Annotated in this window: 20 protein-coding genes; 9 read left to right on the plus strand and 11 right to left on the minus strand. The window is 70.6% G+C overall.

Going from position 1 to position 18,115, the window contains the following annotated elements; translation table 11 throughout:
* Window positions 1-70: 70 nt before the first annotated feature.
* Both ACIQM3_RS04420 and ACIQM3_RS04425 read left to right on the plus strand, forming a co-directional pair.
* Window positions 71-541: a sec-independent translocase gene (locus tag ACIQM3_RS04420; protein ID WP_401618596.1), complete on the plus strand. Its 471-nt coding sequence runs from the start codon at window positions 71-73 to the stop codon at window positions 539-541.
* Window positions 542-666: 125 nt separating this feature from the next.
* Window positions 667-1,329: a hypothetical protein gene (locus tag ACIQM3_RS04425; protein ID WP_401618598.1), complete on the plus strand. Its 663-nt coding sequence runs from the start codon at window positions 667-669 to the stop codon at window positions 1,327-1,329.
* Window positions 1,330-1,381: 52 nt separating this feature from the next.
* Here the strand turns inward: ACIQM3_RS04425 and ACIQM3_RS04430 are convergent, their stop codons facing one another.
* From ACIQM3_RS04430 to ACIQM3_RS04440, 3 genes are read right to left on the minus strand one after another with little or no spacing between them, the layout of a single operon-like run.
* Window positions 1,382-2,515: an Mrp/NBP35 family ATP-binding protein gene (locus tag ACIQM3_RS04430; RefSeq protein ID WP_401618601.1), complete on the minus strand. Its 1,134-nt coding sequence runs from the start codon at window positions 2,513-2,515 to the stop codon at window positions 1,382-1,384.
* Window positions 2,516-2,558: 43 nt separating this feature from the next.
* On the minus strand, window positions 2,559-3,119 hold the full coding sequence (locus ACIQM3_RS04435) for a DUF1003 domain-containing protein (protein WP_401618604.1): 561 nt from the start codon (window positions 3,117-3,119) through the stop codon (window positions 2,559-2,561).
* Complete coding sequence (locus tag ACIQM3_RS04440) at window positions 3,109-4,383, minus strand: magnesium transporter MgtE N-terminal domain-containing protein (protein ID WP_104788854.1); 1,275 nt, start codon at window positions 4,381-4,383, stop codon at window positions 3,109-3,111. The genes ACIQM3_RS04435 and ACIQM3_RS04440 overlap by 11 nt, the downstream gene beginning before the upstream one ends.
* A 155-nt stretch (window positions 4,384-4,538) precedes the next feature.
* Between ACIQM3_RS04440 and ACIQM3_RS04445 the strand changes: the two genes are divergently transcribed.
* Window positions 4,539-5,345 (plus strand): hypothetical protein, encoded by an 807-nt coding sequence (locus ACIQM3_RS04445; protein WP_401618608.1) that lies wholly within the window; start codon window positions 4,539-4,541, stop codon window positions 5,343-5,345.
* Window positions 5,346-5,353: 8 nt separating this feature from the next.
* Here ACIQM3_RS04445 and ACIQM3_RS04450 read toward each other — a convergent pair whose 3' ends face one another.
* Together ACIQM3_RS04450 and ACIQM3_RS04455 are read right to left on the minus strand one after the other, a co-directional pair.
* Window positions 5,354-5,872 (minus strand): hypothetical protein, encoded by a 519-nt coding sequence (locus tag ACIQM3_RS04450; RefSeq protein WP_401618611.1) that lies wholly within the window; start codon window positions 5,870-5,872, stop codon window positions 5,354-5,356.
* Window positions 5,873-5,896: 24 nt separating this feature from the next.
* Window positions 5,897-7,012: a magnesium and cobalt transport protein CorA gene (locus tag ACIQM3_RS04455; RefSeq protein WP_401618614.1), complete on the minus strand. Its 1,116-nt coding sequence runs from the start codon at window positions 7,010-7,012 to the stop codon at window positions 5,897-5,899.
* A gap of 410 nt (window positions 7,013-7,422) precedes the next feature.
* On the opposite strand from ACIQM3_RS04455, the gene ACIQM3_RS04460 reads away from it, so the two are divergent.
* Window positions 7,423-8,007 (plus strand): suppressor of fused domain protein, encoded by a 585-nt coding sequence (locus ACIQM3_RS04460; protein ID WP_362933417.1) that lies wholly within the window; start codon window positions 7,423-7,425, stop codon window positions 8,005-8,007.
* A gap of 78 nt (window positions 8,008-8,085) precedes the next feature.
* On the opposite strand, the gene ACIQM3_RS04465 is transcribed toward ACIQM3_RS04460, so the two are convergent.
* On the minus strand, window positions 8,086-9,318 hold the full coding sequence (locus ACIQM3_RS04465; protein WP_401618617.1) for an MFS transporter: 1,233 nt from the start codon (window positions 9,316-9,318) through the stop codon (window positions 8,086-8,088).
* 157 nt (window positions 9,319-9,475) lie between these two features.
* On the opposite strand from ACIQM3_RS04465, the gene ACIQM3_RS04470 reads away from it, so the two are divergent.
* The 3 genes from ACIQM3_RS04470 to ACIQM3_RS04480 all read left to right on the plus strand — a co-directional run bounded on the left by ACIQM3_RS04470 (window position 9,476) and on the right by ACIQM3_RS04480 (window position 11,792).
* Entirely contained in the window at window positions 9,476-10,120 is a 645-nt protein-coding gene (locus ACIQM3_RS04470; RefSeq protein ID WP_401618620.1) for a DUF6758 family protein, read from the plus strand.
* Window positions 10,121-10,208: 88 nt separating this feature from the next.
* Window positions 10,209-11,075 (plus strand): PHP domain-containing protein, encoded by an 867-nt coding sequence (locus ACIQM3_RS04475; RefSeq protein ID WP_401618622.1) that lies wholly within the window; start codon window positions 10,209-10,211, stop codon window positions 11,073-11,075.
* Window positions 11,076-11,186: 111 nt separating this feature from the next.
* Window positions 11,187-11,792 carry a MarC family protein gene (locus tag ACIQM3_RS04480; RefSeq protein WP_401618625.1) on the plus strand — a complete coding sequence of 202 codons (606 nt, stop codon included), beginning with the start codon at window positions 11,187-11,189 and terminating at the stop codon, window positions 11,790-11,792.
* Window positions 11,793-11,906: 114 nt separating this feature from the next.
* Here the strand turns inward: ACIQM3_RS04480 and ACIQM3_RS04485 are convergent, their stop codons facing one another.
* Window positions 11,907-12,059 carry a hypothetical protein gene (locus ACIQM3_RS04485; RefSeq protein ID WP_401618628.1) on the minus strand — a complete coding sequence of 51 codons (153 nt, stop codon included), beginning with the start codon at window positions 12,057-12,059 and terminating at the stop codon, window positions 11,907-11,909.
* Between the two features lie 210 nt (window positions 12,060-12,269).
* On the opposite strand from ACIQM3_RS04485, the gene ACIQM3_RS04490 reads away from it, so the two are divergent.
* On the plus strand, window positions 12,270-13,181 hold the full coding sequence (locus ACIQM3_RS04490; protein WP_401618631.1) for an NYN domain-containing protein: 912 nt from the start codon (window positions 12,270-12,272) through the stop codon (window positions 13,179-13,181).
* Window positions 13,182-13,218: 37 nt separating this feature from the next.
* Here ACIQM3_RS04490 and ACIQM3_RS04495 read toward each other — a convergent pair whose 3' ends face one another.
* Together ACIQM3_RS04495 and ACIQM3_RS04500 are read right to left on the minus strand one after the other, a co-directional pair.
* Complete coding sequence (locus ACIQM3_RS04495) at window positions 13,219-14,073, minus strand: alpha/beta fold hydrolase (RefSeq protein ID WP_401618634.1); 855 nt, start codon at window positions 14,071-14,073, stop codon at window positions 13,219-13,221.
* Between the two features lie 108 nt (window positions 14,074-14,181).
* The gene (locus ACIQM3_RS04500) at window positions 14,182-16,161 is read right to left on the minus strand and encodes a DEAD/DEAH box helicase (RefSeq protein WP_401618637.1); all 1,980 of its coding nucleotides are present in this window, start codon (window positions 16,159-16,161) and stop codon (window positions 14,182-14,184) included.
* Between the two features lie 449 nt (window positions 16,162-16,610).
* Here ACIQM3_RS04500 and ACIQM3_RS04505 point away from each other — a divergent pair, with 449 nt between their 5' ends.
* Window positions 16,611-17,357, plus strand: coding sequence for a ferritin-like fold-containing protein (locus tag ACIQM3_RS04505; RefSeq protein ID WP_401618640.1), 747 nt, complete (start codon window positions 16,611-16,613; stop codon window positions 17,355-17,357).
* A 15-nt stretch (window positions 17,358-17,372) separates the two neighbouring features.
* Here the strand turns inward: ACIQM3_RS04505 and ACIQM3_RS04510 are convergent, their stop codons facing one another.
* Together ACIQM3_RS04510 and ACIQM3_RS04515 are read right to left on the minus strand one after the other, a co-directional pair.
* Window positions 17,373-17,645 carry a hypothetical protein gene (locus ACIQM3_RS04510; protein WP_401618642.1) on the minus strand — a complete coding sequence of 91 codons (273 nt, stop codon included), beginning with the start codon at window positions 17,643-17,645 and terminating at the stop codon, window positions 17,373-17,375.
* A 195-nt stretch (window positions 17,646-17,840) separates the two neighbouring features.
* The gene (locus ACIQM3_RS04515) at window positions 17,841-18,068 is read right to left on the minus strand and encodes a DUF3107 domain-containing protein (protein WP_056793994.1); all 228 of its coding nucleotides are present in this window, start codon (window positions 18,066-18,068) and stop codon (window positions 17,841-17,843) included.
* Window positions 18,069-18,115: the final 47 nt, after the last annotated feature.

The raw sequence follows: 18,115 nt of genomic DNA on the forward strand, positions 1-18,115 counted from the left end.
CGGTCCGGGCCCCCTGACCTGGCGGCGGAGAACACGCGGAGACCACGCAGAGAACACGAGGAGCAGCAAGGTGTTCAATGACATAGGCGCACTCGAGCTGCTGACGCTCGTGGTTCTCGCCGTGCTCGTATTCGGTCCGGAGAAGCTGCCGAAGGTCATCCAGGACGTCACGCGCACCATCCGCAAGATCCGTGAGTTCTCGGACAGCGCCAAGGAGGACATCCGCTCGGAGCTCGGACCTCAGTTCAAGGACTTCGAGTTCGAGGACCTCAACCCCAAGACGTTCGTCCGCAAGCAGCTCATGGACGGGAACGACGACCTGGGGCTCAAGGAGATCCGCGAGAGCTTCGACCTGCGCAAGGAGATGGCCGAGGTCACCGACGCGGTGAACGGCCGCGAGAGCGCCTCGTCCACCGGCACCGCCGCGGCGGCGTCCGGCACGGCGGCCGCGGCCGGTGCCGCCGCCACGCCTGACCTCCTGAAGAAGCCCGCGCAGCCGGCCAAGGACGAGCGCCCGCCCTTCGACGCAGACGCCACCTGAGACCGTCAATCCCGACTCGTCCGGACCGTATGGCTATTCTCCATCTGTCCGGTAGCGAGGTTGCCCATGCCCACGGGGGGAGGGCCGCTCCGGATCAGTGAAAGATCGAGGAGGCGGCCGGGCAGATGGAGACGACGAGTCGGGTAGGGGCGGATGGTGCGCCCAGCACAGTCACCGCAGAGGGGGTGCCGGCGACCCGGCGTACTGTCGACGGCTATCTCAAGGCGCCGTTCCCCTGGTACGGGCTGGACGAGGCCTTCACGGGTCCGCGCTGGCTGATGACCGTCACCGCCGCGGCGGACGAGACGGTGCAGCACGGTTCCACCGGGCACGGCGAGGAGCCCGTCGTGCGGGCCGACGCGGGGGCGGAGAAGGCGCGCTTCGCGGTGGTCGTGACCGTGGGCAGCAGCCCCGTACGGGACAGCGACGACGGTACGGGGGTCCTGGACGCCACCACGGTCTCGTCGGCGGCCTGGCTGGCGGGCTCCGGCCTGCTGGACTGCACCTGGCCCCCGCAGATGGACCACACCCTGCGTGGCGAATGGCTGAACCAGCAGACCGACACCGCGTTCGAGCTCGCGGACGACCTGGGCCGGGAGCCCTGGTCGACGCTGTCCCTTCCCGTGGACGGCGTGCCCGTGGACTTCCACTACCGCGAGTCGGAGTTCGGCTGGGTGCTCGCGGGCTCGGCCCCCGACGGGGTGCACATCGGCGCCTACGGACGCGGCATGAGCGCCTACGGCCTGGGATTCGCGGTGATCGGCGACATCGCCTCGTACGAGAACTGAGCGAACGGGTGGGGGCGGCCTCCTCAGGAGACCGCCCCCACCCGTACGCCGCTCAGAACTTGTTGCGCGGGGTGAGCCCCAGGGACATGCCCGACAGGCCGCGCTGACGGCCGCTCAGCTTGTCCGCGATGGAGCGCAGCGCGGAGCCCGCGGCGGAGTCCGGGTCGGACAGGACGACGGGCTTGCCCTCGTCGCCGCCCTCACGCAGCCGTACGTCGATCGGGATGGACCCGAGCACCGGGACCTCGGCGCCGACCGTCTTCGTCAGCCCTTCGGCGACCCGCTGCCCGCCGCCCGAACCGAACACGTCGACGATCTCGTCGCAGTGCGGGCACGGCATGCCCGACATGTTCTCGACGACTCCGACGATCTTCTGGTGGGTCTGTACGGCGATGGAGCCGGCCCGCTCGGCCACCTCGGCGGCGGCCTGCTGCGGGGTCGTGACGACCAGGATCTCGGCGTTCGGGACGAGCTGCGCCACGGAGATCGCGATGTCACCGGTGCCCGGCGGCAGGTCGAGCAGCAGGACGTCGAGGTCGCCCCAGTACACATCGGCGAGGAACTGCTGCAGCGCGCGGTGCAGCATGGGCCCGCGCCACACCACCGGGGCGTTGCCCGGGGTGAACATGCCGATGGAGATCACCTTCACACCGTGCGCGGACGGCGGCATGATCATGTTCTCGACCTGGGTGGGCTTGCCGTCCGCGCCGAGCATCCGGGGCACGCTGTGCCCGTAGATGTCCGCGTCCACCACGCCGACCTTCAGCCCGTCGGCGGCCATCGCCGCCGCGAGGTTCACCGTCACCGAGGACTTGCCGACGCCGCCCTTGCCGGACGCGACCGCGTAGACCCGGGTCAGCGAGCCGGGCTTGGCGAACGGCACCTCCCGCTCCGCCGTGCCCCCGCGCAGCGAAGAGGCGAGCTCCTTGCGCTGCTCGTCGCTCATCACGTCGAGCGTGACCTCGACCCGCGACACGCCCTCGACGCGGGCCACCGCGTCGGTGACGTTCTTCGTGATCGTCTCGCGCATCGGGCAGCCGGAAACCGTGAGATACACGGTGACAGCGACTACACCGTCAGGATCGATCTCGACCGACTTCACCATGCCCAGCTCGGTGATCGGTCGGTGGATCTCCGGGTCGTTCACTGTCGCCAGCGCTTCGCGCACCGCGTCTTCCGTAGCCATACGGACGATGGTACGGCGCCGGGGGCTACGCGTGGGTAACGCGTCAGCGGTCGCCTTCGTCACTCTCGACCTGCGAGAGGATCCGGCGTTCCTCCATGTCCTTCATCATGGCCTCCAGCTCCGAGCGGATCCAGTCCCGCGTGGCGACCTCACCGAGGCCCATCCGCAGCGCGGCGATCTCCCGGCTGAGGAATTCCGTGTCCGCGATCGAGCGCTCGTTCTGCTTGCGGTCCTGCTCGTGGGTGACCCGGTCGCGGTCGTCCTGGCGGTTCTGCGCGAGGAGGATCAGAGGGGCCGCGTAGGAGGCCTGGAGGGACAGCATCAGGGTCAGGAAGATGAACGGGTACTCGTCGAACCGCAGTTCCTTCGGCGCGAAGATGTTCCACACCACCCACAGGATGATGATCAGGGTCATCCAGACGATGAACCGCCCGGTGCCCAGGAAGCGGGCGATGCGCTCGGAGAACCGGCCGAACGCCTCGGGGTCGTACTCGGGCAGCAGCCGGCGCCGCGGTGCCTTCGGCTGGTCGAGCCGGGGACGCGGCGGGCGCACGATGCCCGAGGCGCCCGTCGGCACGGCCCTCGCGCGGTCCTCAGCGGCCACCGGTGATCTCCTCCTCGCCCAGGAAATCCGTCTCGCGCCAGTCGTCGGGCAGCAGGTGGTCCAGCACGTCGTCGACGGTCACCGCGCCCAGCAGCGAGCCGCTCTCGTCCACCACAGGCACCGAGACCATGTTGTACGCGGCCAGATAGCTGGTCACGGCGGGCAGCGGGGTGTCCGGCGCCAGGGGGACCAGATCGCTGTCGACGATCGAGCTGACCAGGGTGAACGGCGGGTCCCGCAGCAGCCGCTGGAAATGCACGGTGCCCAGGTATTTGCCGGTCGGGGTCTCGTCCGGCGACCGGCAGACGTACACCTGGGCGGCGAGCGCGGGGGAGAGGTCCTGCTGGCGGACCCTGGCCAGCGCGTCCGCGACCGTCGCGTCGGGCCGCAGGATGATCGGCTCGGTCGTCATCAGCCCGCCCGCCGTCCGCTCCTCGTACGCCAGCAGGCGCCGTACGTCGGCCGCGTCGTCCGGGCGCATCAGGGCGAGGAGCCGTTCCTTGTCCGCCTCCGGCAGCTCCGAGAGCAGGTCGGCCGCGTCGTCAGGGTCCATCGCCTCCAGGACGTCCGCGGCGCGGTCCTCCGCCAGCTTGCCCAGGATCTCCACCTGGTCGTCACCGGGGAGCTCCTCCAGGACGTCAGCGAGCCGGTCGTCGTCCAGGGCGGCGGCGACCTCGGCACGGCGCTTGGGCGTCAGGTGGTGCAGGGCGTTGGCGACATCGGTGGGGCGCAGCCGTTCGAAGGTCGCCACCAGGTTCTCGGCGCCCTGGCCGTGCTCCTCCAGCGAGAAGCCGCTGATCGCCGACCACTCCACGGTCAGCGTCTCGCCCTTGCGACGGAGGGCGCCGCCGCGTCCCTTGCGTACGAAGAACTTGTCGATCTCCCAGTCGCGGCGGGCGGGGAGCTGCTGGATGGCGACGTCGAGGACGGTCACCTCCTCGTCCGTCTCCTTGAGGCGCACCCGCCGGTCAAGGAACTCGCCGAGGACGAGTCGCTCGGTCGGGCGCTGCTCGAAGCGCCTCATGTTGACCACGCCGGTGGTGATGACCTGGCCCGACTCGACCCCCGTCACCCGGGTCATGGGCAGGAAGATGCGCCGCCGGCTCACGACCTCGACGACCATGCCGAGCAGCCGTGGCGGCTTGCCGCCGACCCGGAGCATCGCCACCAGATCCCGGACCCGGCCGACCTGATCACCATTCGGGTCGAACACCGGTACGCCGGCGAGGTGCGAGACGAAAACCCTGGGAGTGACTGCCGCCATCCTGTGCGCCTCCCTCTGTCCCTCACATCCTCCTTCGCCGTGATCAGGCTAGCCCGTACCGGTCCGTCACGCGCTGGCGGGCCGTCCGTACGGCGCTCTGCCGAATGGCGTACGCGGCACGGGTACGCTGCCGTCTGCCACCCCCAGACACACAGATGAGAGGCAGTGCGCCTGTGACCTCTTCCGCCCCGGCCGCCCCGGCCGCCCCGGCCGCCCCGGCCGCCCCGGCCGTCCCGGCCCACCGCCGGACCGCTCTCGCCGTGGTGCTCTGCGCGGGGCTGACCGTCGCGCTCACGGCCTGTGCGGGAGAGGACCCGGACAAGGGGACCAACGGCGTCGGCAAACTGACGGCCTCGCAGATCGAGAAGAAGGCGCTGGCCGCGGCCGGGGCCGCGGACGCGGTGCGGCTGACGGGCAAGCTGGTCAGCAAGGGCGGGACGTACACCCTGAACATGCAGCTCAGCGGCGTGGGCGGCACGGGATCGGTCACCTCGAAGCAGAACACGTTCGCGCTGCTGCGCATCGGTGACGAGCTCTTCCTCAAGGCGGACGCCGGCTTCTGGAAGGACGAGAAGGCCGACGACGAGAGCGACCAGGCCGCCGACAAGCTCGGCGGCAAGTACGTGAAGGTGCCGGAGGACGACCCCACCTACCAGCAGCTGCGCGGCTTCACGGAGAAGAAGACGCTCCTCGACGGGATGCTGTCCCTGCACGGGAAGATCAACAAGGGCGACCGGGACACGGTCGGCGGCGTGCGCACCGTGCAGATCATGGGTGGAAAGGGCGAGGGGGGCGCACTGGACGTCTCCCTCAAGGGCACCCCGTATCCCCTGCGTGTGGCCCGTGGCGGCGGCGGCGGGACCGTCACCCTCGCCGACTGGGGCAAGTCCTTCACTCTGGAGGCACCGCCCGAGGACGACACCGTCGACTACGGCGGCGAGCTGCCCAGGTCCTCCGGCTGAGGAGCCGGTCAGCGCTTCCCGCGGCGCTTCAGCAGCAGCCGGGGGAGCGCCGCCGGCGCCGTACGCCGCGTCGTCGCCCCGGTGGGCAGCGGCGGTGCGGCCAGCGAGGAGTCCGGAAGGTCCGTGCGGGACTCACCGGGTGTCAGCCGCACGACCCGGCACTCACGGGCCCAGCGCTCCGTCATCTGTTCCGCGTCCGGCGCGTTCAGCCGCTTGCCCTTGAGCTCGCCGACCGCCGCCTCCCACTCCTCGGAGCGCGGCTCCAGCACCGTGACGGCGGCGGTCCAGGCCACGAGCCTGCCGCCCTTGTCCTTGCTGCGCACGGACACCTCGGCGGTGGCGCCGGCGACAACCCCCTCGGGGAGCGGCTGCTCCCCGGGGCCGTCCCCGACGAGCACGGCCGCACCCTCGTGCCACACGTGCCACAGCGCCCGAGAGGGGCCGGTGCCCCGCACCCAGATCAGGCCGGACTTCTTGGTGGCCTCCTCGACGAGAGCCCGGGCAAGCAACACGTCAGCAGCAGTCATGCCCGAACTCTATTGGAGACTCCGTCAGAGCCAGCCGTTGCGCTTGAGGGTGCGGTGGATGGAGAAGCAGACGACGCCGATGAGCGCGAGCACCATCGGATAGCCGTACGTCCACCGCAGTTCGGGCATGTGCTTGAAGTTCATGCCGTACACGCCGCAGATCATCGTCGGTACGGCGATGATCGCCGCCCAGGAGGTGATCTTGCGCATGTCCTCGTTCTGCGTGACGGTCGCCTGCGCCAGGTTGGCCTGGAGGATCGAGTTGAGCAGCTCGTCGAAGCCGATGACCTCTTCGTGCACGCGGGCCAGGTGGTCGGCCACATCGCGGAAGTAGTTCTGGATGTCGGGGTCGATCAGCCTCATCGGGCGCTCGCTCAGCAGCTGCATGGGCCGCAGCAGGGGCGACACGGCGCGCTTGAACTCCAGCACCTCGCGCTTCAGCTGGTAGATCCGGCCCGCGTCCGACCCGCGCGGGGTTCCCTTGGCGGGGGTGGAGAACACGTCGATCTCCACCTCGTCGATGTCGTCCTGCACCGAGGCCGCCACCGCGATGTAGCCGTCGACGACGTGGTCGGCGATGGAGTGCAGCACGGCGGACGGGCCCTTGGAGAGCAGCTCGGTGTCCTCCTGGAGCCGGTGGCGCAGGGCGCGCAGCGAACCCTGCCCGCCGTGCCGGACGGTGATCACGAAGTCCCGCCCGGTGAAACACATCACCTCACCGGTCTCGACGACCTCGCTGGTCGCGGTCAGTTCGGCGTGCTCGACGTAGTGGATCGTCTTGAAGACGGTGAACAGCGTGTCGTCGTAACGCTCCAGCTTGGGCCGCTGGTGGGCGTGGACCGCGTCCTCGACGGCGAGCGGGTGGAGGCCGAACTCCCGTGCGATACCCGCGAATTCCTCCTCGGTCGGCTCGTGCAGACCGATCCAGGCGAAGCCGCCCTCCTCCCGCACGCGCAGAATCGCCTCGCGCGGTGTGAGGCAGGAGACCTCGGTGATCCGGCGCCCGTCCCGGTAGACCGCGCAGTCGACGACGGCGCTGGAGGCGGACGGGTCACGGGTGGCGTCGTAGCTGTTGTACGGGGTGTTGCTCTTGCGCAGGGACGGGCGCACGGCGGCGCGCAGGTCACGGATCATCGACATGGCTGGCTCCTCTTCACGGAGGGCCGTCGGTGGGCACGTGGAACTGCCCGGAATGGGGACGTGCGCTCACGTCCGCAAAGCGGGCGGCACCGCGTGGGCACGATGACGGCGTTCGCTACAGACAGGCAAAAACGCGGGGCTCTTCCGGTGCGCGAACTGCCGTGGTGACGTCCGGGAAGGGCGTCAGATCACAGAAGGAAGGCGTCGTGCGGAAGGGCGGTTGGTACTGCACGGTCGACTTGGATCCACCGCAGCCCCACCTCCTCCGGCCGGTCCCCCGTGGGGGATCACGTGTTGTCAGGACTGAGAGCGCGCTCTGCGTGCTGTCCCGACCGACGCCTCAGGCTATCAGCCGGTCGAGGAGCCAATCCCTTTCTGTTCCCATTCCTTACGCGATCTATGCTCGCGGCATGGGAGAAATTCTTGATCTGGTCGAGGCCCGGCTCCGTACGGCGCTGGGGGAGCCGGACGCACGCGCCGATGTGACGTTCCTCGGCACGGACCGCATCGAGGTGCTCCGCTTCATCGACGGCGACGTGGTGCGCTACGCCACGCTCGGCATGTCCGCCCAGCCGATGGCCGACCCGACCGCGCCGCTCGCCGACCCCGTGAAGGGCCCGCGCGCCGAACTGGTCCTGTCCGTACGGGTGGGGCTCGCCGACACCGACCAGGTGCTGCGGCCCCTCGCGGTACTGGCGGCCTCCCCGCAGGTCGAGGGGCTGATCGTGGCCCCCGGGGCGTCACTGGACCTCGGGCAGCCGCTGTGGACAGGGGCGCCCTTCAGCTCCGTCCTGGTCGCCGAGCCGGGCGGCCTGGTCGAGGACCTCGAGCTCGACGCCCCGATGGACCCGGTGCGCTTCCTGCCGCTGCTGCCGATGACCCACAACGAGGCGGCCTGGAAGCGGGTGAGGGGCGCGCAGGAGCTCCAGGAGCGCTGGCTCTCGCAGGGGACCGACCTGCGGGACCCGCTGCGCGCGTCCGTACCGCTGGACTGACGCCCCGGGCAAGGGAAACCCCGCCGCGCGGCCAGGAAGAGCAACCGCGGGCGGGGCCGGCAAGGGGAGACCAGGCCGTCAGTCGGCGAAGACGGTGACGCTGTCCTCGGTCGCGTGGCGCGGCTCGAGTTCCTGCGCCTCGTGGGTCAGCGCCGCGCGCCGGACCCAGACCACCACCGCGCCGACGAGGGCCGCGACGGCGGCGACCACGAACGGGATGTGGATGTCGCTCCACTCCTCGATCTTCGGGGCGAGGTAGGGCGCCGCGGCCGCGGCGAACCAGCGGACGAAGTTGTATCCGGCGCTCGCCACCGGGCGCGGCGCGTCCGACACACCGAGGGCCAGTTCCGTGTAGACGGTGTTGTTCATGCCGATGAAGGCGCCCGAGACGATGGTGCAGACGATGGCCGTCGTGTGGCTGCCGTATCCGAGGATCACCAGATCCGCGGCGAGCAGCACCAGGGAGCCGCCGACCACCTTCAGGGAGCCGAAGCGCCGCTGCAGACGCGGCGCGACGAGCACCGAGAAGACGGCGAGCAGCAGGCCCCAGGCGAAGAACACCGCCCCCGACCTGTACGGCGACATGTTCAGCACGAACGGCGTGAAGGCCAGGATCGTGAAGAACGCGTAGTTGTAGAAGAACGCCGAGGTGGCGACCGAGGCCAGTCCGCCGTGGCCGAGTGCCCTCACCGGATCGAGCAGCGAGGTCTTCCGGGCCGGCTTGGGCTGTTCCTTGAGGAAGGCGGTGATGCAGAGGAACCCGATCGCCATCAGGACCGCGGTACCGAAGAACGGATAGCGCCAGCTGGCGTCGCCGAGCAGGGCGCCGACCAGCGGCCCGCACGCCATGCCGAGGCCGAGCGCCGACTCGTACAGGAGGATTGCCGCCGCACTGCCGCCGGCGGCGGCGCCGACGATCACCGCGAGGGCGGTGGAGACGAACAGGGCGTTGCCCAGGCCCCAGCCCGCCCGGAAGCCGACCAGTTCGGAGACCGACGAGGACGTCCCGGAGAGCGCGGCGAAGACGACGACCAGCGCCAGGCCGGCCAGCAGTGTCTTGCGTCCACCGATGCGGCTGGAGACGAAGCCGGTCACGAGCATCGCGATGGCGGTGATCAGGAAGTACGACGTGAACAGCAGCGACACCTGGCTGGGTGTCGCCTCGAGTCCCTTGGCGATGGACGGCAGGATCGGGTCCACCAGACCGATCCCCATGAAGGCGACGACCGAGGCGCCCGCCGTGGCCCAGACGGCCTTCGGCTGACGCAGGATGCTGGTCGCCCCCTCGTCGAACGGATCCTCTGCCGGCATGGGTTCTCTCGCTCTCCACTAGGCCGTTGCGTTATACACAGAATAAGTTAGACAAGCTAACAAGTGCAACCCACATCTATCTCCACCGGTCAAAGCCACGCTGCGGACGGGTGATCGTCCTTGACGCGGCGACGACCGGAGAGGACCGTTGGGCGTTATGAGGGGCGAACCCAGTTGCCCGAAGTGCGGTGGCCGGGTCAGGGCGCCCGGCCTTTTCGCCGATGCCTGGCAGTGCTCCGCGCACGGCCAGGTGCACCCGATGCAGCCGGTGGTCCCGCCCAGCGTCGAGGCGCTGGGCGTGGTGGTGCACCGGGCCCAGGTGCCGGTGTGGATGCCCTGGCCGCTCCCGGTGGGCTGGCTGTTCACGGGCGCGGCGTACGCGGGCGACGACCGCAGCGGCGGCCGGGCCACCGCCGTCGCGTGCTCGGGCCCCGGCCCGCTCGGAGGTATGGGGGAGCTGCTGCTCGTCGCCGAGGAGCTCGGCGTCGGGCTCGGTGCGCGTTACGCGGGCATCGACGGCCCCGACCCCGGCTCCGGACTGGCCGTCGAGGCCGCCCCCGACGCCAAGGTGCTCGCGGCGGGACGACCCACTCCGCTCTGGCACGTCAAGGACGCCCCCGCCGACCGTGCGGTCTTCGCGGGCGAGGCGCGTGGCCTGTGGCTCTGGGCGATCGTCTGGCCCGAACAGTCCGGGCTCCTGATGTACGACGAACTGGTGCTGACCGACCTGCGCGACGCCGGAGGGGAAGTGGACCTCCTGCCGTGCGGGGCGCTCACCCCCCGGCTGCTCACACGGCCCTGACCCGGTGGTTCGAGCGGGCCGGACGGGTGACGCCCGGCGGTTATCCTTGAGCTTCCCCTGTCCGCCCGCCAGCTCTGGAGTACGCGTCGTGCGCATCGATCTGCACACCCACTCCACCGCTTCGGACGGTACGGACACCCCCGCCGAGCTGGTGGCCGACGCGGCGGCGGCCGGCCTCGACGTCGTCGCACTGACCGACCACGACACGGTGGGAGGCCACGCGGAGGCGCTGGCCGCCCTCCCCGAAGGGCTCACGCTCGTCACGGGCGCCGAACTCTCCTGCCGCGTCGACGGCATCGGCCTGCACATGCTGGCCTACCTCTTCGACCCCTCCGAGCCCGAGCTGTCCCGTGAGCGCGAGCTCGTCCGGGACGACCGGGTGCCGCGCGCGCAGGCCATGGTGCGCAAGCTCCAGGAGCTGGGCGTCCCGGTCAGCTGGGAGCAGGTCGCGCGGATCGCCGGGGACGGCTCGGTCGGCCGGCCGCACGTCGCGACCGCGCTCGTGGAGCTCGGCGTCGTCGACACCGTCTCCGACGCCTTCACCTCGGCCTGGCTGGGCAACGGCGGACGGGCGTACGCCGACAAGCACGAACTCGACCCGTTCGACGCGATCCGGCTGGTCAAGGCCGCCGGCGGCGTCACCGTCTTCGCCCACCCACTCGCCGTCAAGCGCGGCCAGGTGGTCCCGGAAGCCGTGATCGCGCAGCTGGCCGACGCAGGGCTCGACGGCATCGAGGTCGACCACATGGACCACGACGAGCCCACCAGGGCCCGGCTGCGGGGGCTCGCCGCCGAGCTGGGGCTGCTGCCCACCGGGTCCAGCGACTACCACGGCACCCGTAAGACCGTCCGGCTCGGTGAATACACCACCGACCCCGAGATCTACGGCGAGATCACCCGGCGCGCCACGGGAGCGTTCCCCGTGCCGGGCGCCGGTGGACCGGCCCCCGCGTAACGGGGCCTCTCTCCTCCTCCCCTCCGTCGCACCCCGTGCGTCCGGGCGTCTCGTGGCGTGCCGGCGCGTACGTCCTCCTGTTCGGCCCGCTCATCTCTCGCAAGGCTCACCGTGTTCGACATCGCTGTCTTCGGATCCCTCTTCCTCACCCTTTTCGTGATCATGGATCCGCCCGGAATCACCCCGATCTTCCTGGCCCTCACCGCCGGACGCCCCGCCAAGGTGCAGCGCAGGATGGCCCTGCAGGCCGTCGCCGTCGCCTTCGGCGTGATCGCCGTCTTCGGTCTGCTCGGCCAGCAGATCCTCGACTATCTGCATGTCTCCGTGCCGGCGCTGATGATCGCGGGCGGGCTGCTCCTGCTGCTCATCGCGCTGGACCTGCTCACCGGCAAGACGGACGAGCCGACGCAGACCAAGGACGTCAACGTCGCCCTCGTGCCGCTCGGCATGCCGCTGCTCGCCGGACCCGGTGCGATCGTCTCCGTGATCCTCGCGGTGCAGAACGCCGACGGGACGGCCGGTCAGATCTCGGTCTGGGCGGCGATCGTCGCCATGCATGTGGTGCTCTGGGTGACCATGCGGTACTCGCTGCTGATCATCCGTGTGATCAAGGACGGCGGTGTGGTCCTGGTGACCCGTCTCGCCGGGATGATGCTCTCGGCCATCGCCGTACAGCAGATCATCAACGGCGTCACCCAGGTCATCCAGACCTCCTGAGGCCCGCACGGTCCGGACACCACAGCGCCCCCGCACGGGCCTTCCGTGCGGGGGCGCTTCGTCTTCAGCTCATGTCATCCGCTCGAAACCAGCGACGCCGAGCAAAGCAAGGTGTTACGAAGCCGACGTGTCGGCCGGCCGGATGTAGATGCGCTGGCCCATTGCCGCGGCCTGCTGCACGATCCGGTTGACGGAGGCGGCGTCCACGACGTTGCTGTCCACGGCGGTACCGTCGACATCGTCGAGTCGCATGATCTCGAAGCGCATATGGCTTCCCTTCGTCTGATCCTCCTGCTGGAGAACTACTGGGAGGACGGGCTTGCCGTCCGCAAGGATGGGGAGCGCAAGGCGTCTGCGTCTCGCGCTCCACAGGGGGTACAACGACTTGCCTACTGCAAACATTCCCTACGCTAAGGAAATTTTTTGGATGACTAAGTACCCGTCGGTAATCAGGCATGCGCAGACAATGAGGCCCGTATGAGCCACCCGGACACGCGGACGGACGAAGGGCCGGGCATCCGCGAACAGCTGGACCGCACCAACGAGCTGCTCCAGCGCGTACTCGCCGAGGTGTCGAAGACGCCCTCGACCCACGCGATCTTCGTCGACGCGGGTTACGTCTACGCGGCGGCCGGGCTGCTCGTCACCGGCACCGAGGACCGCCGGTCCTTCGACCTGGACGCGGAAGGGCTGATCGAGGCCTTCATCGACAAGGCCCGCACGATCTTCGCGGACAGCAGGCTGCTGCGCGTGTACTGGTACGACGGGGCCAGGCGCCGGATCCACACCGTCGAGCAGCAGTCCATCGCCGAACTCCCCGACGTCAAGGTCAGGCTGGGCAACCTCAACGCCAACAACCAGCAGAAGGGCGTCGACTCACTCATCCGCACCGACCTCGAGTCGCTCGCCCGCCACCGCGCCATCAGCGACGCGGCGCTCGTCGGAGGCGACGAGGACCTCGTCTCGGCCGTCGAGGCCGCCCAGGGCTACGGTGCCCGCGTCCATCTCTGGGGCATCGAGGCGGGCGAAGGCCGCAACCAGGCCGAGCCGCTGCTCTGGGAGGTCGACAGCCAGCGCACCTTCGACCTCGACTTCTGCCGCCCGTACGTGACCCGGCGCTCCGTCACGATGTACGACGACGACAGCCCGGCGCCCGCGCGCGAGGACGTCCGCTTCGTCGGTGCGCAGATCGCCGCCGGATGGCTCTCCTCGCGCGGCCGCGACGCCCTCGCGGACCTGCTGCCCGGGCACCCCTACCTGCCGGGCTCCGTCGACCAGGACCTGCTCGTCGAGGCCGAACGGCTGCTCCAGCACTCGCTGCGCGGCCACGCCCATCTGCGCAGGGCGCTGCGCGACGGCTTCTGGCAGCACCTCCAGGCGCAGTACTGACACCGGCTGCCGCGGCGGCCGGGCCCTCGGGTGAAGCTCAGACGTTCTTCCAGAACGAGACGAGGGCCGCCGCGGTCTCCTGGGGCCGGGCCGTGTTGGGGGAGTGCTCGGCGCCCTCGATCACGGTGCGGTGGGCTCCGAGCCGCTCCGCCATCCGGTCGAGCAGAGGCACCGGCCAGACGTCGTCGCGCTCGCCCGAGACCACGTGTACGGGGAGGGGGAGAGCGGCGAGCTCGTCCACCCGGTCGGGCTCGGACGACAGCTGCGCGCCGGTGGCGATCAGCTGGGCCGGGTCGTGAAGCATCCAGCGGCGGCGCAGATCCTCGCCGTCACCTGTGTCCGCGTCCTCGGGCGGATCCATCGCGCGCATCATCTGCCAGACCTGGGCCATGCTCCACCGGCTCAGCGCTTCACTGAGCAGCCGAGCCTTCTGCTGCTGCGCGGGGTCGATCTCGGCGGGGCCCGACGACATCAGGGTCAGCGAACGGAAGGGCGTCGCGTCGAGCAGCACCGCCGCGCGGGCGATCTGGCCGCCGAGGGAGTGCCCGAGCAGATGGATGGCACCGGGCAGCGCGGCGTCGTCGGCGGCGGCCGCCTGAGCCAGCACATCACGGGCCAACTCGACTTGTGCGTAAGGATTCTGACGGCCTGTCCGTTCGGTCTCGTACTGTCCTCGCCCGTCGACGGACAGCACGCGGAACCCGGCGTCGGCCAGGGGTTCGAGCAGTGCGATGAAGTCCTCCTTGCTGCCGGTGTACCCGGGCAGCAGGAGGGCGGTGGAGTGCGCGCCCGCGGGCGGTGCGGCGTCCAGCACGGCGAAGTCCCCGCGCTCGGTGCGCAGTACGCGGGCACGGGCACAGGGGGGCGGGGTGAAGGTGGGCGGCCGGCTCATGGGGCCGAGGGTATCGCCGGGCGCGCGGCCGTGCCCGGGCAGACGTACGGCCCCGGACCCCGCGGAGCGGGAACCGGGGCCGTACGCAGATGAAGCGGTGGCCGGAGATCAGCCCTCGGTCGACTCGGCGGCTGCCGCCGCGCGGGACCGGCGCCTGCGAGGCTTCGCGGGCGCATCGCCGTCCGTCACGGTCTCGGTGACCGCGGCGGTCTCCGCCTTCTCACCGGCCGTGGCACGCGGCCGGCGACGGCGCGGCTTGGTCTCCGCCGCGTCCTCGGCGGTGGCCGTGGAGGCCACGACCTCGGCCTTCGGCTTGGCGGCGGCACGCGGACGGCGGCGCGACTTGGTCTCGGTCACCGGCTCGGAGGCCGGAGCGATCTGGAAGTCGACCTCGTCGGCCGGCTTCACGACCCGGGTACGGCGGCGCGGCTTGGTGGCCACGGGCTCCTCCGCGGGCGCGGCGATGGCCACGGTCTGGAAGTCGACCACGGGCTCGGCGGCCGGCGCCGGGGCGAGGGCCGGTTCGGTGGCGGCGGTCGTGGCACGCGCACGGCGACGGCGAGGCTTCGCCTCCGGGGCCGGCTCGGCCTCGGCGACGGGCGCGGGCTCGACGACCGGGGCCTCGGCCACGGCCACCGCGGCCTCGGTCACGACCTCGGGAGCGGCCGCACGGGTACGGCGGCGACGGCGCGGGGTGCGCGGCTCCGACGTGTCCTCACCGGTCGCCTCGGCGGCAGGGGCGGGCACGGTGACGGCGGCGGCCTCGTCGGTGACGCTGCCGCCCCTCGTGCGACGACGCTGACGCGGCGTGCGCGGCGGACGCTCCTCGCGGGGTGCCGGGGCGGAGGCGGCGGACTTGCGGCCGCGGCCACCCGTCTCGCCGAGATCCTCGATCTCCTCCGCGCGCAGACCCGCACGGGTCCGCTCGGTGCGCGGCAGGACACCCTTGGTGCCCGCGGGGATCCCGAGCTCCTCGTACAGGTGCGGAGACGTGGAGTACGTCTCGGGCGGGTCCGGGAACTTCAGGTCCAGGGCCTTGTTGATCAGCTGCCAGCGCGGGATGTCGTCCCAGTCCACCAGCGTGATCGCGATGCCCTTGGCACCCGCGCGGCCGGTACGGCCGATGCGGTGGAGGTACGTCTTCTCGTCCTCCGGCGACTGGTAGTTGATGACATGGGTCACACCCTCGACGTCGATGCCGCGCGCGGCGACGTCGGTGCAGACGAGGACGTCCACCTTGCCGTTACGGAAGGCGCGCAGCGCCTGCTCGCGGGCGCCCTGGCCGAGGTCGCCGTGGACCGCGCCGGACGCGAAGCCCCGCTTCTCCAGCTGCTCCGCGATGTCGGCGGCCGTCCGCTTGGTGCGGCAGAAGATCATCGCCAGCCCGCGGCCATCGGCCTGCAGGATGCGCGAGACCATCTCCGGCTTGTCCATGTTGTGCGCGCGGTAGACGAACTGCGCGGTGTTCTTGACGGTCGTGCCCTCGTCGTCGGGCGACGTGGCGTTGATGTGCGTCGGCTGCGACATGTAGCGGCGCGCGAGACTGATGACGGCACCGGGCATGGTGGCCGAGAACAGCATCGTCTGGCGCTTGGGCGGCAGCATCGTGATGATGCGCTCGACGTCGGGCAGGAAGCCCAGGTCCAGCATCTCGTCGGCCTCGTCGAGGACCAGGACGCGGATGTGCGACAGGTCGAGCTTGCGCTGACCCGCCAGGTCGAGCAGTCGGCCCGGGGTGCCGACGACCACATCGACGCCCTTCTTGAGGGCCTCCACCTGGGGCTCGTACGCCCGGCCGCCGTAGATCGCGAGAACGCGGACGTTACGGACCTTGCCGGCGGTCAGCAGGTCGTTGGTGACCTGCTGGCACAGCTCACGGGTGGGAACGACGATCAGGGCCTGCGGCGCGTCCGTCAGCTTCTCGGGCGCGGCGCGGCCGGCCTCTACGTCGGCGGGGACGGTCACACGCTCCAGGAGCGGAAGGCCGAAGCCGAGCGTCTTGCCGGTGCCGGTCTTGGCCTGGCCGATGACGTCGGACCCGGAGAGCGCTACGGGGAGCGTCATCTCCTGGATGGGGAAGGGGGACATGATGCCGACCGCCTCAAGGGCTTCGGCCGTCTCGGTAAGGATTCCGAGGTCGCGGAACGTAGTCAGGGTGCTGCCTCTTCTGTGAGACGCGGCCCGAGGCGAACGCTGGGGGTCGTACCGTGCCGGGGTTGGTCATCCGGCCGTGGATGGGCCGGGTGGCGCGGGACCACTGCCGTCGCTCGAGCGCTCGTGCCGCTGAGGGGGCCCCTCATCTGCGGTCGTACGTGGTGTACGCCCCGCGTGGAGGGCTGTCGGGTCGGAGCCGATCGGGCCACCGACCGGGCATCCTCATTCAATGTCGCGCTTCTGGCACAGCAAATGCTCAGTAAGCGCAATACCACTGTACCCCGGATTCGCGCATGCGTGTTGGGCGAATTCATCGGATCGGTGTGATGCCTCTCGCTGAGCGGGCCCTTCGGTCCCTGGCGGGGCGGGCTATTCTGCGCTCCATGGAGACGCCTGACAACGCCACTGCAGCATCCGACGAAGCACCCGCACCGACCGGTATCGCCGCCCAGGACTGGGCCACCGCGTCCGCCGACCCGCAGTACCGCGCCGCGGTCGTGGATCTGCTCGGCGCGCTCGCCTACGGGGAACTCGCGGCCTTCGAGCGGCTCGCCGAGGACGCGAAACTCGCCCCGACACTCGGCGACAAGGCGGCACTGGCGAAGATGGCGTCCGCCGAGTTCCACCATTTCGAGCAGCTGACCGACCGGCTCGCGGCGGTCGACGAGGTACCGACCGCCGCCATGGAGCCGTTCGCCAAGGCACTGGACGACTTCCACCGCCAGACGGCCCCGTCGGACTGGCTGGAAGGCCTGGTCAAGGCGTACGTCGGCGACTCGATCGCCAGCGACTTCTACCGGGAGATCGCCGCCCGCCTCGACACGGACACCCGCTCCCTCGTCCTCTCCGTGCTCGACGACACGGGCCACGGGAACTTCGCGGTCGAGAAGGTGCGGGCCGCGATCGAGGCGGAGCCCCGCGTCGGCGGCAGGCTCGCCCTGTGGGCGCGCCGGCTGATGGGCGAGGCTCTCTCGCAGGCCCAGCGGGTGGTCGCGGACCGCGACGCCCTGTCCATGATGCTCGTGGGCGGCGTGGCGGACGGCTTCGACCTGGCCGAGGTCGGCAGGATGTTCTCCCGGATCACCGAGGCGCACACCAAGCGGATGGCCGCGCTCGGCCTCGCGGCCTGATCCGGACGGTGGGCCCTACTGGGCCGCCGCTGATCGCACCGGCCGGCCGGAGCGCGGGCGGATCAGCAGGGACAGGGTCACCGCCCCGACCAGCACGGCGCCGACGAGCGTGGCCAGGACATGGCCGGAGCCCAGTGTCGAATGCGTCAGATACGCGCCGAAGAGGGCACCCAGCCCGCCCGTGACGAACACCACGCGGGAGGACGGGAGCCGGCCGGGGAGCAAGCGGAGCACGACCCAGGACAGGGCGAGTCCGAGCACGACGGCGCTGATGGATTCCCAGAGCACAGGGGTCACCTCGCTACTGATTGCGCGACGATCGGTCGGTCGTAGGCCGTCTTACCCGGGGCTCGCGGAATACAACCCTCCCCGGCCGCTGTGAACCCCACCGAGGGAAGAACACCGAGCCGATCCGGAGGAGAAAGGTGGAGGCCCGGCGGACGATTCCGCCGGGCCTCCACCTCTGCTGCCGTGTCGCGCGGGCTACAGCGCGCCGAATCCCACCCGTCGGGTGCTGGGCTCGCCGATCTCCACGTAGGCGATCCGGTCGGCAGGCACCAGGACCTTGCGGCCCTTGTCGTCCGTGAGGCTGAGCAGCTGCGCCTTGCCGCTGAGCGCCTCACCGACCGCGCTCTCGACCTCTTCGGCGGAAAGTCCGCTCTCCAGAACGATCTCGCGGGGCGTGTGCTGGACCCCGATCTTGACCTCCACGGCTATGTCCCTCCGACGGTCCGTCTCTGCGCGGTGAACCGCGCCGT

Source organism: Streptomyces sp. NPDC091271, from assembly GCF_044757505.1.
Classification (GTDB): domain Bacteria; phylum Actinomycetota; class Actinomycetes; order Streptomycetales; family Streptomycetaceae; genus Streptomyces.

What these genes read in the sequence shown, in the direction of transcription:
- ACIQM3_RS04495 (WP_401618634.1), bottom strand. Translation starts at nt 14,073, where the DNA reads ATGAGCCGGCCGCCCACCTTCACCCCGCCCCCCTGTGCCCGTGCCCGC.
- ACIQM3_RS04505 (WP_401618640.1), top strand. Translation starts at nt 16,611, where the DNA reads ATGGAGACGCCTGACAACGCCACTGCAGCATCCGACGAAGCACCCGCA.
- ACIQM3_RS04440 (WP_104788854.1), bottom strand. Translation starts at nt 4,383, where the DNA reads ATGGCGGCAGTCACTCCCAGGGTTTTCGTCTCGCACCTCGCCGGCGTA.
- ACIQM3_RS04455 (WP_401618614.1), bottom strand. Translation starts at nt 7,012, where the DNA reads ATGTCGATGATCCGTGACCTGCGCGCCGCCGTGCGCCCGTCCCTGCGC.
- ACIQM3_RS04460 (WP_362933417.1), top strand. Translation starts at nt 7,423, where the DNA reads ATGGGAGAAATTCTTGATCTGGTCGAGGCCCGGCTCCGTACGGCGCTG.
- ACIQM3_RS04425 (WP_401618598.1), top strand. Translation starts at nt 667, where the DNA reads ATGGAGACGACGAGTCGGGTAGGGGCGGATGGTGCGCCCAGCACAGTC.
- ACIQM3_RS04445 (WP_401618608.1), top strand. Translation starts at nt 4,539, where the DNA reads ATGAGAGGCAGTGCGCCTGTGACCTCTTCCGCCCCGGCCGCCCCGGCC.
- ACIQM3_RS04490 (WP_401618631.1), top strand. Translation starts at nt 12,270, where the DNA reads ATGAGCCACCCGGACACGCGGACGGACGAAGGGCCGGGCATCCGCGAA.
- ACIQM3_RS04465 (WP_401618617.1), bottom strand. Translation starts at nt 9,318, where the DNA reads ATGCCGGCAGAGGATCCGTTCGACGAGGGGGCGACCAGCATCCTGCGT.
- ACIQM3_RS04430 (WP_401618601.1), bottom strand. Translation starts at nt 2,515, where the DNA reads ATGGCTACGGAAGACGCGGTGCGCGAAGCGCTGGCGACAGTGAACGAC.
- ACIQM3_RS04470 (WP_401618620.1), top strand. Translation starts at nt 9,476, where the DNA reads ATGAGGGGCGAACCCAGTTGCCCGAAGTGCGGTGGCCGGGTCAGGGCG.
- ACIQM3_RS04450 (WP_401618611.1), bottom strand. Translation starts at nt 5,872, where the DNA reads ATGACTGCTGCTGACGTGTTGCTTGCCCGGGCTCTCGTCGAGGAGGCC.
- ACIQM3_RS04485 (WP_401618628.1), bottom strand. Translation starts at nt 12,059, where the DNA reads ATGCGCTTCGAGATCATGCGACTCGACGATGTCGACGGTACCGCCGTG.
- ACIQM3_RS04500 (WP_401618637.1), bottom strand. Translation starts at nt 16,161, where the DNA reads ATGTCCCCCTTCCCCATCCAGGAGATGACGCTCCCCGTAGCGCTCTCC.